The sequence below is a fragment of the Streptomyces turgidiscabies Car8 genome, from assembly GCF_000331005.1.
GTDB lineage: Bacteria > Actinomycetota > Actinomycetes > Streptomycetales > Streptomycetaceae > Streptomyces > Streptomyces turgidiscabies.
Genome location: NZ_AEJB01000041.1, coordinates 1 through 15,079, shown reverse-complemented (window position 1 = coordinate 15,079; position 15,079 = coordinate 1). Strand labels below are relative to the sequence as shown.

Annotated in this window: 9 protein-coding genes; 6 read left to right on the top strand and 3 right to left on the bottom strand. The window is 69.5% G+C overall.

What is annotated here, in order from left to right; all coding sequences use genetic code 11:
* Window positions 1-103: 103 nt before the first annotated feature.
* Window positions 104-1,309, top strand: coding sequence for a PP2C family protein-serine/threonine phosphatase (locus STRTUCAR8_RS02940; RefSeq protein ID WP_179200486.1), 1,206 nt, complete (start codon window positions 104-106; stop codon window positions 1,307-1,309).
* On the opposite strand, the gene STRTUCAR8_RS02935 is transcribed toward STRTUCAR8_RS02940, so the two are convergent.
* The 3 genes from STRTUCAR8_RS02935 to STRTUCAR8_RS02925 form a co-directional block, all read right to left on the bottom strand.
* Complete coding sequence (locus STRTUCAR8_RS02935) at window positions 1,281-2,780, bottom strand: family 43 glycosylhydrolase (protein ID WP_006373913.1); 1,500 nt, start codon at window positions 2,778-2,780, stop codon at window positions 1,281-1,283. The genes STRTUCAR8_RS02940 and STRTUCAR8_RS02935 overlap by 29 nt on opposite strands.
* Before the next feature lie 14 nt (window positions 2,781-2,794).
* Window positions 2,795-6,094: a discoidin domain-containing protein gene (locus STRTUCAR8_RS02930; RefSeq protein WP_006373931.1), complete on the bottom strand. Its 3,300-nt coding sequence runs from the start codon at window positions 6,092-6,094 to the stop codon at window positions 2,795-2,797.
* A gap of 227 nt (window positions 6,095-6,321) precedes the next feature.
* Window positions 6,322-7,350: a LacI family DNA-binding transcriptional regulator gene (locus tag STRTUCAR8_RS02925; RefSeq protein WP_006373957.1), complete on the bottom strand. Its 1,029-nt coding sequence runs from the start codon at window positions 7,348-7,350 to the stop codon at window positions 6,322-6,324.
* Window positions 7,351-7,579: 229 nt separating this feature from the next.
* On the opposite strand from STRTUCAR8_RS02925, the gene STRTUCAR8_RS02920 reads away from it, so the two are divergent.
* The 5 genes from STRTUCAR8_RS02920 (at window position 7,580) to STRTUCAR8_RS02900 (ending at window position 15,062) form a co-directional block, all read left to right on the top strand.
* The gene (locus tag STRTUCAR8_RS02920) at window positions 7,580-8,914 is read left to right on the top strand and encodes an ABC transporter substrate-binding protein (RefSeq protein ID WP_006373928.1); all 1,335 of its coding nucleotides are present in this window, start codon (window positions 7,580-7,582) and stop codon (window positions 8,912-8,914) included.
* Between the two features lie 129 nt (window positions 8,915-9,043).
* The gene (locus STRTUCAR8_RS02915) at window positions 9,044-10,006 is read left to right on the top strand and encodes a carbohydrate ABC transporter permease (protein WP_006373939.1); all 963 of its coding nucleotides are present in this window, start codon (window positions 9,044-9,046) and stop codon (window positions 10,004-10,006) included.
* A gap of 43 nt (window positions 10,007-10,049) precedes the next feature.
* Complete coding sequence (locus tag STRTUCAR8_RS02910) at window positions 10,050-10,871, top strand: carbohydrate ABC transporter permease (RefSeq protein WP_006373920.1); 822 nt, start codon at window positions 10,050-10,052, stop codon at window positions 10,869-10,871.
* Between the two features lie 25 nt (window positions 10,872-10,896).
* Window positions 10,897-12,843, top strand: coding sequence for a glycoside hydrolase family 127 protein (locus tag STRTUCAR8_RS02905; protein WP_006373912.1), 1,947 nt, complete (start codon window positions 10,897-10,899; stop codon window positions 12,841-12,843).
* A 62-nt stretch (window positions 12,844-12,905) separates the two neighbouring features.
* On the top strand, window positions 12,906-15,062 hold the full coding sequence (locus tag STRTUCAR8_RS02900) for a beta-L-arabinofuranosidase domain-containing protein (RefSeq protein ID WP_044471534.1): 2,157 nt from the start codon (window positions 12,906-12,908) through the stop codon (window positions 15,060-15,062).
* Window positions 15,063-15,079: the final 17 nt, after the last annotated feature.

Genomic DNA, 15,079 nt, shown 5'->3' with positions numbered 1-15,079 from the left:
GCTTCTTGTTGCCGCCCCGGTTGGTCGCGTTTCCTTGATGTCAGGACGAAACCGGCATTTCGGGGACTCATCCCCGTACACAGGTGAGGACTGCGGACGGAACATGAGTCAGGCCCGACACCAAGCCCGACACCAGGGTGGCAGCCACCGGCGGATACGTGCGTTCCGCAACCGTGTGGCCCTGCTGCCCACCCTGCCCGTGCTGGTCGTCGCCGCAGTGGTTCTCGGCGACCTCGTCGGCGGAGCCGGCACGAGCTGGCTGCCGCTGCTCGCCGCCGGTCCCGCCCTGGCCGCCACCACCAACGGACCGCGCGGTGTCCTCTGCGTCGGCCTCCTCGGCGGCGCGCTCGCCGCGACGCTCGGCAACCTGAGCGGCGTACCGGCCCGGGAACTGGCCGCCGTACTGTCCGCCCTGGCCGCCGTCACCCTGGCGAGCGGCCTGGCCAGCGCGCTGCGCGAACGCCGGGAGCGGGTCCTCGACGCCGTCCGGTCGGTCGCGGAGACCGCCCAGCACGCGCTGCTCAGCCCTGTACCGGCGACGGTCGGCCCCTTCCAGGTGGCCGTCCGCTACAGCGCGGCGGCGGCCGAGGCCCGGATCGGCGGTGACCTGTACGCGCTGATACCCACGCCGTACGGGGTGAGACTGATCGTCGGCGACGTGCGCGGCAAGGGACTGCCGGCCGTGGGGACCGCCGCTCTGGTGCTCGGTGTCTTCCGGGAGGCCGCCTACGACGAGCCCGACCTCCTCGCCGTCGTCGACCGGATCGAACGGAGCCTCGCGCGCAACCTCGGCGCCGACGACTTCGTCACCGCCGTCGTCGCCGGATATCCGAGGACCGGACACCTGGAGGTGGTGAACTGCGGACACGCGCCCCCGCTGCTGGTCACCGCGTCGGGCGACCTCGTAACCGTGGAGCCCACGCACCCGGCCCCGCCCCTCGGACTGCGCGCCCTCACCGGACACACCCCCGACCTCCAGGTACTGCCCTTCACCGACGGTGACCAGCTTCTGCTGTACACCGACGGCGTCACCGAGGCCCGTGACCGGGGACGCGCCTTCTACCCGCTCCACGAAGGGCTGGCCCGCCACGCCGGCGACGAACCGGCCCGCACCCTCGACGCACTCCACGACGAACTGCTGGCCCACGTGGGCGGCCGGTTGCACGACGACGCGGCGCTGCTCCTCATCCGCAAACCGACGGTCCGGGAAGTGGTGGTTCCCGAACCGTCGGTGGGCGGAACAGCGGACAACTCCGGAACTACGGCGTCCGCAGCGGCCGTTACTCGCCCGAAGGCGCGGTCAGTGTGACGCCGAGCGCCACCGGCGTACCGAAGTTCGGTGTGCCGTCGGCGTTCCAGGTGAACTTCTGTGCCCTGGTCGTGCGGTTCATGTCGCAGCCGCCGGAGGCGGAGTTGTTGGCGTGGTAGACGATCCAGTCCTCGGTTCCGTCGGGCGACTTGAAGAACCCGTTGTGGCCGGGACCGTACACACCGTTCGCGTTGGACCGCTGGAAGACCGGGTTGGCCGACTTGACCCAGGAGGCGGAGTTGAGCGGGTCGCCGGTTCCGTTGTACGTCAGCATCCCCAGCTTGTAGTCGGGCGTGGAGCAGTGGCTCGCCGAGTAGACGATGAACGTCTTCCCGCCCCGCTGGAGCACCTCGGCGCCCTCGTTGACCGCGCCGCCGACCGTCTCCCAGCTGAGAGTCGGGGTGGACAGCACCCGGCGGGTGCCGCTCGCGGTCCACGGGTTGGACAGCGGCCGGATGAACATGGGCTGCGAGCCGTTGTAGAAGGTGCCGAGCAGATACAGCTGGCCGTTCAACTGGAGGATGCCCGGGTCGAGTTCCCAGGTGTTGTCCTGGGTCGGGTCGAGCAGGTCGGCCTTGAAGGTGTAGGGCCCCATCGGGTCCAGGCCGGCGCTCTCCAGCACATGGATGCGCTGGGTGCCCAGGTCGTACGGCTCTCGTCCGGCCGTGTAGTAGAAGTACCACCGCTTCCCGTTGGGGCCGTCGAGCAGATGGAACTCCGGGGCCCACATGGTGCCGGCTCCGTTGGGCCGGGTCAGGTTGAAGATCACCTGGTCGGTGGCCGTGGCGAGCCCGGCGAGAGTGCTCGCCTTGCGCATCGTGACCGTCGAGTTCCAGGTGGTCGTGGCGAGGTAGTAGTAGCCGTCGTAGTACGTCAGCCACGGGTCGGGCCCGTGCTGGGACAGCGGGTTGGTGAACGTGTGCGTGCCGGTGCCGCCCCCGCTGGTGAACCCGGGCAGCCGCCACACCCTGCCGTTCGCGGTGGCGCACGGGAGTTGGACGAGGTTGGTGTTCGAGGCTGACGAACCACCGCTGGGCGTCACGCACTTGCCCGAGCTGACGGACACCAGGTTGAACGTCCTGTCGGTTCCGGAGACCGTCACCGGAACGAGCCGCCACTGCTGGTTCGTTCCGCTGTGGCAGGGCCACTGGATGATCGTGGCGTTGTCCGCCGTCGACGCCCCGAACACGTCGACGCACTGACCTGACTGTGTGGTGATCGTGTACGTGTCCGACGTCCCGGCGACCGGGGTGTAGCCGAAGTTCTGGTTGGCCCCGGAGCCGCAGGTGAACGCCCGCAGCTGGGTCGCGTTGGTCGTCGAACCGCCGGGCAGGTCAAGGCAGTTGCCGCCGGTCTGGTTCACCCCGGTGGAGCTGAAGGTGACGGCGGCGGACGCCGGCGGCGCCACCAGGAGGGCGACCACCATGGCGAGCACGGCGAGCAGTACGGCCGTACATCTGGAACGGGTCACTTGAGCACATCCCTTCAGGGTCCGTACGCCTTGACTTCGAGAAGACCGACGGAGCTGCTCCCCGTGCTGGTGAGCAGCACCCGTAGCCGGGTGGTGTTGACGGCGGTGAAGGAGACCGAGTTGTACTGGCTCTTCGACAGCGCGTAGGCCCCGGCGCCCGGCACGTCCACGTAGGCGCTGCCGTTCCAGTACTGGAGCTTCCACGCGGAGGGCATGTCGATGCCCTGGTCGTCGTCGAAGAAGTACACGTCGGCCTTGTTGAGGGTCTTCGTGGCCGGCCAGGTCAGCTCGGCCCACTGCTGGCCCGTCTCCGGCCAGGTCCCCCAGCGCGGGTTGACCGTGTCGTTCGACGAGGGCGGGTCGACGCCGTCGTTCACCGCGGCGACGCTCTCCCAGGAGGAGGTGTACGACGCGGACGCGGTCGCGGAGGACGCCTGGTTGGCCGGTGGCTGCGGTGGCTGGACGCCGCCCCGGTTGAACACCTTGACCTCGGTCAGGCCCGTCTTGGCGCCGGAGGCGTTGGTGGCCAGGACGCGGACGCGCTGGGCGGTGATCGCCGGGAACTGCACCAGGTTGTAGTTGGCGCGCGGCGCGGTCGGGGTCTTGGTCTGGCTCGGCGCGTTCACCCATGAACTGCCGTCGTAGTACTGGATGGTGTACGCGGACGGCGCCCGGTAGGTCGTACTGGCCGGGCGGCTGTCCTTGAAGTACAGGCGCACCTCGTTCAGTGTGCGCGCGGCACCGAAGTTCAGCTCGTACCAGTCCTGGGCGTTGGGGGAGCCGCCGGCGCCCCAGAACGGCTCGTTCGTCGGGTAGCCGTCGACAGCGCCCGAGACCGAGCTGCCCGACCCGGTGTACGAGGCCGAAGTCGTCGCGCCGGTGGCGAGGTTGGTCAGGTCGGCGGTGAGGTCGACGCCGGCCTTGGCGAGCATGTCGACCATCCGGGGGCTGCTCTGGACCACCTGGTTGGGGGCCTGGAGTCCGGCGACCGCCGTGTGGAAGCCGACCGTGCCGCTCGTGGTGACGTCACCGGTGGCCGGGTCCCAGGTGAAGGGCACCAGGGAGTTGACGGTGGCGGCCCGGCTGCCGTTGACGTAGATCGAGTAGCCCTCCGGGATACCCGGGTAGCGCACCACTCCGTCGGCCGGGTCGTCCCAGACGATCGACAGGTCGGCGTTGCGGTAGCGGAGGTTGTTGACGGTGAAGTGGCTCCAGCCGATGTCGATAGGCGAGAGCTCCACCTTGGCGTCGTTGCGCGGCCGGAGCCCGGCGACGTCCTCGATCACCGTCCAGTTGCTGCTGCCCAGGATGTTGTGGTGGATCCAGGAGCGGTAGTTGATCGAGCTGCCGTTCCAGTCGGCCCAGAACTCGTTGGCGTCGGGCCACTGCGTGTTGCCGCCGACGTACTGCGCCCAGGTGTTCCAGTACAGGAGCTTCTTGTAGTCGGTGGCGTTCATCCACGAGTTGGGGTAGTTGCGCAGCACCGAGGAGTACAGCCGGAACTGCACAGTGGAGTTGATCGTGGAGAAGTTGTTGGAACCCGGCTCGCCCGCGTCGGCCGCCGCCTTCTTGTCGACCTGGTTGGCCGTGTAGAAGGGGAAGATCGGGTACTGCGCCGGGTCGTCGAACAGCCGCAGGGCCTGCTTGTACGTCGCCGTGTTGGGGACGGCGCCGACGGAGAACGGGTAGTAGTTGTTGATCTCCTTCCAGGGCACCCACTCGTTCGTCGACTTGAGCCGGTGCTCGAACAGCTGCCGGTTCGGATTCCACAGCACGTTGACGATGGCGTCCTTGATCTGCGTCGCCAGCGTCCGCATCTCGTTCGCCTTGGCCGTGTTCCCGATCGCGTCGTAGGCCTGCGCTGCGGCCAGCGCACCGCTGTACTGGTAGGCGGACTCGGCGCGGTCCATGTTGCCGGGCTTCCAGTGGAACGAGACCGCGTCGGCGTCGTTGCCGGTCAGCGCGCCCCAGTCGTACTCGATCAGTTTGTTGTTGTCGTGGTCGTAGTTGGCGAGCTGTCCCTTGACGTCGCCCTCCGCGTAGCGCGCAAGGTTCGCGGCGATGGCCGGCTGGCCGCCGTGGAGCTGGTAGCTCTTCCAGGCCGCCTCGGCGATGTACTGCGTGTAGCTGTTGGACCAGTTCTCCGGGTCACCGGGATTGTCGAGGAAGCGCCCGCCCTTGGAGGTCTGGCCGACGCTCAGCCAGTCTCCGTACGCGTAGGCCGGGTTGCGCAGGTACTTCAGGTCGTCGATGTGCATCGGCTGGGTCAGCGCGATCGCGTTGTTGTAGCCGAGGACGCCCTCGGTCGACGTCGGGAACTGGAAGGTCTGTCCGGGGATGTCGGCGTCCAGGTTGTTGAAGCGCATCAGCCACCAGCGGTAGTAGATGCTCTTCTTGATCGCCGGTTCGGGTACGTCGATGTAGGGCACGTTCTGCGCCCACCACAGGTTGTAGGCCCTGACGTGTGTCGCGAAGGCGGTCGCGTTCGAGTAGCCCGCGTAGGCGTTGTACTCGGTGAGCGACTGGGGGATCTCGTCGGTGACGAAGCCCATCACGACCTTGGCGGTCACCGTGGCCCCGGCGGCGATCGTCACCGAGCGGTTGAGGCCACCGCTGGTGACCGTGAAACCGTCGCCGGTGATGCGGGGGCGGAGGGTGGTCAGGTTGTTGTAGGCGCTCGCCTGGCCGGTGAGCTCGCTGCCGGTGCCCGTGGTGGCGTACGGCGAGGTCGCCCGCAGTTGCAGGGTGGTCGAGCCGCTGCCGTTGTTCTTGATCGACAGGTTGGTCACGGCCACGTTGTTCTCGGTGATGAACTTGGTCTGGTTCACCGTGACCGACCCGCTGGTGTGCACGCTGTTCCAGTGGCTGGGCATCTGCCGGCGCTGGGAGACCTGCTCGGTGAAGGTGCCCGGGCTGATGGCGATGCTGTAGGCGTTCTGGTCGTTGACGCTCTCCCAGTAGGCGACGTGGCCGCCGAAACCGAGTATCGCCGGGTCATGGGTCTTCATGAACAGCGCGCGGCCCCGGCTCATCAGCCAGGGGCCGGCCGGGTCGTCGCCGGTGCGGGCCAGCAGCCGGTCCATCCAGAAGTCGGTGCCGGAACTCTCCGCGTCGTAGATGGCCTTCATCATGTCGCCGGTGGTCTGGGCGACGGGCGGGGCCGGGACCGCGGGGCCGCTGAACGTGGGGAACCCGATGGTCTGCGCGGCGGCGGCCGGGGGCGCGGTGAGGACGGAGGCGAGGGTGAGCAGCAGGGCGACGAGGAGGTATCTCGTGCGCCGACGGCGTGACAGTAGGGCGTGCGGTCTTCTCATCGGAGGCTCCCTGTCCCGTTGCCTGACAGACGTGTGGTCGCGATGGCGCCGACGTTCATGAACCCGAAGAGCACAGAAAACAGAAAACGGACCTGAAAGGTTTTCGCAACGTAGGAGCGAGCTGATGAAGTGTCAAGAGGGCTCGGTGAGACTGAAGTTCGCCGAGCCGGCGGTTCACCCGGTTCAGGACACGGGCCCGCGGCTCAAGGCGCTGACACGGACCCGTTTCAGGACAGGGGCGCCGTCGAGCCCCGGATGACGACCCGGCAGGGCAGGGCTTCCGTCCCCGAGCGCCGTACCCCGCCGATCGCGCTGAAGAGGGCGTGCGCGGCGGCTCGCCCGACCTCTTCGAGGCCCAGGTCGACGCTGGTCAGCGGCGGCCGGGCGCCGGAGGTCAGGACGTGCCAGTCGTCGAAGCCCATGACCGACACGTCCTCCGGCACCCGTCGGCCACGCTCGCGCAGGACCTCCATGACCCCACGCGCTATCTGGTCGTTGCCGCACAGCACCGCGTCGACCTCCGGGTGCCGGTCGAGGAGCAGCGCGGTGGCCGCCCGCCCCCAGCCCTCCGACCAGGCGCCGAACCGCGGCTCCTCGACGGGGGCGAGACCGGCGTCGGCGAGCGCGGCCAGGGCGCCCTCGGCCCGCTCGCGCGCCGCGAGATAGCCGGGGTCGCCCGTGATGTGCGCGATCCGGGTACGGCCGCACGCCAGCAGGTGGGCCACGGCGATCCGGCCGGCGTCGACGCTGTCGGGGACGATGGACAGATCGGCCGGATCGTCCGACGGGGCGTACGCGTAGACCACCGGGACCGGCAGTTCGAGGCCCAGGGACGGACGCGGATCGGTCCGGCTGCCCACCACGATCAGACCGTCCACCCGGCGCCCCAGCAACGCCCTGACATGGTGCTGTTCGCGGATCGCGTCCCCGCGGGCGTCACAGAGGAACACGGCTACCTCGCCCGCGCCGAAGGCGTCCTCGGCGCCCATCAGGATCGGGATGCTGAACCGGCCCTCCAGGTCGCTGGTGAGCAACCCGACCGTGCCGGTCCGCCCGGCGAGCAGGCCGCGGGCCAGCTGGTTGGGTCGGAACGACAGCCGCTCGGCCGCGTCGACCACCCGCTGCCGGGTCTCGGCGCGCACCTGGCTCCGGCCGTTGAGGGCCTTGGACGCGGTGGCGATGGACACGCCCGCAAGCCGGGCCACGTCGCTGAGTGTGGTGGGCTGCGCACGAGAGGGGCCGGTGGCCTGTGCCATGGGGTGAACTCCTTCTCTCGTCCTGCGTGCGTAAACCGTACGCGAGTTGTTTCGGTCCAGGAGCGTTCCGCGTACTTTCACAGCTTTCGGCGGACGTCACTGTCGAACCTCCGACTTCCCTTCTGTGCAAGGGGATTGACGGGCAGTGAGCCGAGTCCCTACTTTCAGAAAGCCTTTTCGGCATCTTTTCGGCGCAGCACCCAGCAGAACCCACACGAGGGGGATCGTTATGGGGAGCACGACCGGGCCACGTGGACACGGACGTGGACGCCTTCGCAGACTCGCCACCGGTGCCGTAGCGGTTCTCGCCGCCGCGAGCCTGGTCACGGCCTGCGGCTCCGGGGACGACGGCTCGGAAGGCGGGGGAGGAGGCGGCGGGGGAGCGGCCGGTGCCACGGGCACCGACGACGGCGCCACGCTGACGATGTGGACCCGGGCGGCGACCCGGCCCCAGAGCGAGGCCCTGGTCAAGGCCTACAACGCGGGCCACAAGAACCGGATCGAGCTGACCGTCATCCCCACCGACGACTACCAGGCCAAGGTGGGCGCGGCGGCCGGGGCCAAGGACCTGCCCGACCTCTTCGCCTCCGACGTGGTGTTCGTCCCGAACTACACCTCCAGCGGCCTCTTCGCCGACCTCACCGACCGTATCGACGCGCTGCCCTTCGCCGACAGCCTCGCCCAGTCGCACATCAAGGCCGGCACGTACGAGGACCGGAAGTACGTCGTCCCGCACACCCTCGACCTGTCGGTGCTCTTCTACAACAAGGACCTCTACCGCCAGGCGAAGCTCGACCCGGAGAAGCCGCCCACCACCCTCGCCGAGTGGGACCAGCAGGCACGCGCCGTGGACGCGCTCGGCGGCGGGGTCAACGGCACCTTCTTCGGCGGCAACTGCGGCGGCTGCGGCGTCTTCACCTGGTGGCCGTCCATCTGGGCAGCGGGCCAGGACGTGCTGAACAAGGACGGCACCGAGGCGACCCTGGCCTCCGCCACGGCCAAGAAGGTCTACGACACCTACCGCGGCTGGGTCAAGGACGACATCGTCGCCCCCGGCGCCCGCGACGAGACCGGCGCCACCTGGACCGGCGTCTTCCCGAAGGGACAGGTCGGCGTCATGCCGATGCCCTCGACCACCCTCGGGCTGATGCCCAAGGACCTGGATCTCGGCGTCGCGCCCATCCCCGGCCCCGACGGCGGCAAGTCCACCTTCGTCGGCGGCGACGCCATCGGCATCTCCGCCACCAGCAAGTCGGCCGACCAGGCCTGGAACTTCCTCGCCTGGTCCCTCGGAGACCAGGCACAGGTCGACGTGGTCGCCGCCCACAAGGACGTGGTGGCACGCACCGACCTCGCCTCCAACAAGTACTCCAAGACTGACCCGAGGCTGGTCACCATCAACCAGCTGGTGGCGGACGGCCGGACCCCGTACGCCCTGAAGTTCGGCCAGACCTTCAACGACCCCAACGGCCCCTGGCTGACCCTGATGCGAGACGCCGCCTTCGGCGACGGATCGAACGTGGACAAGGACAACGAGGCGGTGAGTGCTTCGCTGGCGGACTGAGTGTGAGCCGCAGTGCGTGGGGGCTGGTCGCGCAGTTCCCCGCGCCCGTGAAAGACGGGGCTGCGCCCCTGCCTTTCAGCGGCACAGCCCGCCCACATCCACGTCCACGTCGCACGGCAGAGGAGCGCCATGCAGGTGAAGGCGGCCGACCCGACGGCGGCCGAACCCCGGACCCGGCCGGAACACCGGGTCCCCCCGCCTCGTACCGCCGCACCCCGATGGAGGTCCCGCAAAGCACAGGGCCTCGCCTACGCCACCCCCACCGCAGTGTTCGTCACCCTCTTCTTCCTGCTCCCCCTGCTCCTCGTCGGCCAGATGTCCCTCAGCGACTGGCCGCTCCTGGCCGGCGACCGAGGCGTCAACGCCCCCGAGAACTACACCGACGCCGCCGACACCACCCTGTTCTGGCCGGCGGTCCGCTTCACACTCCTCTACACCGTGATCGTCACGGTCGTCCTCCTCGGCCTCGCCCTTCTCCTCGCCCTGCTGGTGCAGGAGTCCCGTCCGGGAGCCGGCTTCTTCCGCACGGTCTACTTCCTGCCCGGCGCCCTCGGCCTCGCCTCCGCGTCCCTGCTCTTCTGGGGCCTCTACAGCCCCACCACCGGACCCCTCAGCCGCATCCTGGAAAACCTGGGCCTCGTCGACGACCCGGTGTCCTTCCTCGGCACCCCGACCTCCGCCCTCCTCTCGACGGTGTTCCTCATCGTCTGGAAGTTCGCCGGGTTCTACATGCTGATCCTTCTCGTGGGTCTCCAGCGCATCCCCCACGAGGTGTTCGAGGCGGCCCGGATGGACGGCGCGAGCCGGGGCCAGATCTTCCGCTCCATCACACTGCCGCTGCTGCGCCCGTCCCTCGCGCTGACGCTGCTCCTCTGCGTGACCGGATCACTGCTCGCCTTCGACCAGTTCTTCGTCCTCACCAAGGGAGGACCCGACAACAGCACGGTCACCGTCGTCCAGTTGATCTACCGCGAGGCCTTCCAGCGGATGAACCTCGGCACGGCGGCGGCCCTTTCGGTGATCGTGCTCGGCGTGCTGCTCCTGCTCAACGCCCTCCAGTTCCGCGGCCTGGGCCGCGCCGACGAGTCATGAGCCGACGGGACACCAACCGCGCGGCATCAGAAGGGAGCCCAAGGTGCTGACCCGCGCCCTCGGCCGTACGCCCTACTACGTCGTCGCCGGAGGACTGGCCGTCATCTTCCTCTTCCCCCTGGTGTGGAACGCCTGGGCCTCGGTGAGCGGCCAGCCCGGTACCGCACAGGAGTCCGGCTACGGACTCGGCAACTACCGCACCCTGCTCCACTACGACGCGGGCCTGTGGCAGTACTTCCTCAACAGCACCGTCGTCTCCGCGCTCACCGTCGCCCTCACCCTCGGGGTGTCCCTGCTGGGCGGCTACGCCTTCGCCCGCTTCGAGTTCCCCGGAAAGAACCTGCTGTTCCTGCTCACCCTGGCCATCCTCATGGTCCCGTACGCCACCCTCCTCATCCCCCTCTACGTCCTGCTCGGCCGGCTCCACCTCCAGAACTCGCTGGTCGGACTGAGCCTCGTCCTGGCCATGTTCCAACTGCCGTTCGCCACCTTCATGATGCGGATCTCCTTCGAGGCGGTGCCCCGCGAACTGGAGGAGTCGGCGCTCGTCGACGGCTGCGGCACGGCGGGCGCACTGCGCCGGATTCTGCTCCCGGCGGTACGTCCAGGGCTGATCACCGTGGGACTCTTCGCGTTCCTCGCCGCCTGGAACGACTTCATCGCCCCGCTGATCCTCATCTCCGACAGCGAGAAGGCACCCCTGCCACTGGCCGTCGCGAACCTGCGCCAACAGAGCATGGGCGCGGTCGACTACGGCGCCACCGAAGCCGGAGTGGTGGTCCTCGCCGTGCCCTGTCTCCTCCTCTTCCTGCTGCTGCAACGGCACTACGTACGAGGCTTCATGTCGGGCGCGCTGAAGGGCTGACCAACCGGAAGAAAGGCATCAATTGGTGAGCGATAACCGAGAGTTGTCGACCGTGCTGCCCGTGGCACCGACCCGGGGGCGACTGCGTCCGCTGGGCCTGGACGAGGTCAGGATCACCGGCGGCTTCTGGGACCGGCGCCGGGAGACCAACGCCACCGCCACCCTCGACCACTGCCGCGACTGGATGGAACGCGTCGGCTGGACCGGCAACTTCCGGGCCGTCGCCGACGGCCGCATCCGACAGGACCGACGGGGAAGGGAGTTCGCGGACTCCGAGACCTACAAACTCCTCGAAGCGATGGCCTGGCAGACGGGCACGAGCACGGGCTCCGGCGCCGCGTTCGACGCGGACATCGCCGCGCTCACCGAGGCCGTCGCCGCCGCCCAGGAACCGGACGGCTACCTGAACACCGCATTCGGCCACCCCGGACAGCAACCCCGCTACAGCGACCTCGAATGGGGTCACGAACTGTACTGCTACGGGCACCTGATCCAGGCGGGCGTAGCCCAGGCCCGCACCCAGGGCGAGGGCGAGCTGACGAAGGTCGCCCGACGCGCCGCCGACCACATCTGCGCCACCTTCGGCCGAGGCGGCATCGAGCGCGTCTGCGGCCACGCGGAGATCGAGACGGCCCTCGTGGAACTGGCCCGGCTGACAGGCGAGGAGCGCTATCTCGACCAGGCCGCCCTGTTCATCGACCGCCGAGGCCGAGGCACCCTCGCCGAAGGCGAGTTCGGCCGCGTCTACCACCAGGACGACCTGCCGGTCCGGGACGCCACCGTGCTGCGCGGCCACGCCGTCCGCGCCCTCTATCTCGCGTCCGGCGCGGTCGACGTGGCCGTGGAGACCGGGGACGAGGAACTGCTCGCGGCGGTCGGACGCCAGTGGGAGGCGGCGGTCGCCCGGCGCACCTATCTGACCGGCGGCATGGGCTCGCACCACCGGGACGAGGCCTTCGGCGACGACTTCGTCCTGCCGCCCGACCGCGCCTACTCGGAGACCTGCGCCGGCGTCGCCTCCGTACAGCTCAGCTGGCGGCTGCTCCTGGCCACCGGCGACCCCCGCTACGCCGACCTCGCCGAGCGGACCCTGTTCAACGTGGTCGCCACCTCCCCGGCCGAGGACGGCCGGTCCTTCTTCTACGCCAACACCCTGCACCGGCGCCATCGGGGCCCGGCACCCGCCGCCGACGCGGTCAGTCCGCGCGCCGAATCGAGCCTGCGTGCCCCCTGGTTCGCGGTGTCCTGCTGCCCGACCAACGTGGCCCGTACCCTGGCCCAGCTCCCCGCCCACCTGGCGACGGCCGACGACCAGGGCATCCAGCTCCACCAGTACGCCGACGCGGAGATCGCCACATCCCTCACCGGCGGCCACACCGTCGCCCTGCGCGTCCGCACCGACTACCCGTCCGGCGGAAACGTGACGGTACGGATCGACCGCTCACCCCCGGGCCACCCCTGGACCCTGTCGCTGCGCGTCCCCGCCTGGACGGAGGGCGCCACCGCCTACCTGGTCGACCCGGACGGGAACTGCCGTACGGTCGACCCGGGCACGGCCGAGGTCACCCGGGCCTTCCGCCCCGGAGAAGAGATCCGGCTCGAACTGCCCGTGGCACCCCGGTGGATCGAGCCGGACCCGCGCATCGACGCCGTACGCGGCACGGTCGCCGTCCAGCGCGGTCCGCTGGTGTACTGCGCCGAGTCGGTGGATCTGCCGGGCGGTCGTGAGGTGGACGTCGTACGGGTGGATCCGTCCACCGAGCCGGAGGACGGGCCGGCCGGCACGGTGGTCGCGCCGGGCGAACTCGTCGCACAGGACGGCCCGGTCGACGCCGTATGGCCGTACCGGCCACTGGACCGGGCCACCGTTTCCGTCGCCGAGCACACGGGAATCGTCCTGGTCCCCTACAACTCCTGGGCGAACCGCGGCCCTTCGACGATGCGCGTGTGGCTGCCGACCACGGAGACGTAACCCGGACAGACAGTGCGGCACGGACCAGGCCCCCCGAACCCCCACGATCGGAGCCCGACGAGATGACTCAACCTCCTACCCGACGAGGCCTGTTGAGGCTCGCTGCGGGAAGCGCCGCCGCAGCACCCCTCGCGTACGCGGTCCCGGCGGCACACGCGGCCCCGGCGCTTTCCGCGTCGCCCGCATCCGGCACGGCCCTCCCCACCGCCGCCCCGTCCACCTGGGCCGTACAGCCCTTCCCGCTGGACCAAGTCGCCCTCGGTGACGGGGTGTTCCGGCGCAAGCGCGACCTGATGCTCGAGTTCGCGCGCTCCTACCCGGCCGACCGTATCCTCGCCGTGTTCCGCGCCAACGCGGGGCTCGACACCCGTGGCGCGCAGCCGCCCGGCGGCTGGGAGACCGCCGACGGCAACCTGCGAGGCCACTTCGGCGGTCACTTCCTCACCCTCGTCGCGCAGGCGTACGCCGACACGCGCGAGGCCGCGCTGAAGACCAAGCTCGACTATCTGGTCACCGCGCTCGGCGAGTGCCAACAGGCCCTGGCGGACCACGGATCGCCCAGGCCCAGCCACCCCGGGTTTCTGGCCGCGTACCCGGAGACGCAGTTCATCCTGCTGGAGAGCTACACGACCTACCCCACCATCTGGGCGCCCTACTACACCTGCCACAAGATCATGCGCGGCTTCCTCGACGCCCACACGCTGACCGGCAACCAGCAGGCCCTGACGATCGCCTCGAAGATGGGCGACTGGGTGCACAGCAGGCTCAGCCGACTGCCCCAGGCGCAGTTGGACCGCATGTGGTCGATCTACATCGCCGGTGAGTACGGCGGTATGAACGAGGTGCTGGCCGACCTGTACGCCCTCACAGGCCGGGCGGAACACCTCGCCGCCGCCCGCTGCTTCGACAACACCGCGCTGCTGGACGCCTGCGCCGACAACCGCGACATCCTCGACGGCAGGCACGCCAACCAGCACATCCCCCAGTTCACCGGCTACATCAGGCTGTTCGACCACACCGGGGAGGCCGAGTACGCCACCGCCGCCCGTAACTTCTGGGGCATGGTCGCGGGCCCACGGACGTACAGCCTGGGCGGCACGGGCCAGGGGGAGATGTTCCGGGCGCGGAACGCGATAGCGGCGACGCTGGGCGACAACAACGCCGAGACGTGTGCGACGTACAACATGCTGAAGCTGAGCCGGCAGCTCTTCTTCCACACCCCCGACCCCGCCTACATGGACTACTACGAAAAAGGCCTGACCAACCACATCCTCGCCTCCCGCCGGGACGCCCGCAGCACGGTCAGCCCGGAGGTCACGTACTTCGTCGGCATGGGGCCCGGAGTCGTGCGGGAGTACGACAACACCGGTACCTGCTGCGGCGGTACGGGCATGGAGAACCACACCAAGTACCAGGACTCGGTGTACTTCCGCTCCGCCGACGGCAACGCGCTGTACGTCAACCTGTATCTCGCCTCCACCCTGCGCTGGCCGGAGCGCGGCCTCGTCATCGACCAGACGAGCGACTTCCCGGGTGAGGGCGTGCGCACCCTGACGTTCCGCGAGGGCGGCGGCAGTCTCGACCTGAAGCTCCGGGTGCCGTCCTGGGCCACGGGAGGGTTCACCGTCACGGTGAACGGGGTCCCGCAGCAAACCGCGGCCGTCCCCGGCAGCTATCTCACCCTGAGCAGGAACTGGCAGCGCGGCGACCGGATCACCGTCTCAGCCCCGTACCGTCTGCGTATTGAGCGGGCCCTGGACGACCCCACCGTCCAGTCGCTGTTCTACGGCCCGGTCCTCCTGGTCGCCCGCAGCCAGAGCACGACCTTCCGCACCTTCTCCTTCTACAAGGACTTCACCCTGCAGGGCGACCTCGCCGCCTCCGTCAGACCCGAAGGACGGCCACTGCACTTCACCACGCACGGCCTGACCCTGGCCCCGTTCCACATCGCGGACACCGCCCGCTACCACGCCTACTTCAGGCGCTCCGAGCCCGTAGTCGTGTTCGGCACGGCCACCTCCGGCGTACCGAACCGCGCCCGCACGGACGGGCTGACCTTCCTCGACGTGCTCTGGGCGCGGGCTCCCTTCGCCACCCAGGGGGCCTTCCTGGACGCGGTCCGGGTCCTTGCGGACAGCTGGCTGTCCCAGGGCCTGTTCAGCCGGACCGAACGGGACGCGGTCGTCGCCGCGTCCGTCCGGGCCAACCTGAGGCGCTGAACCCCGAAAGCATGGGG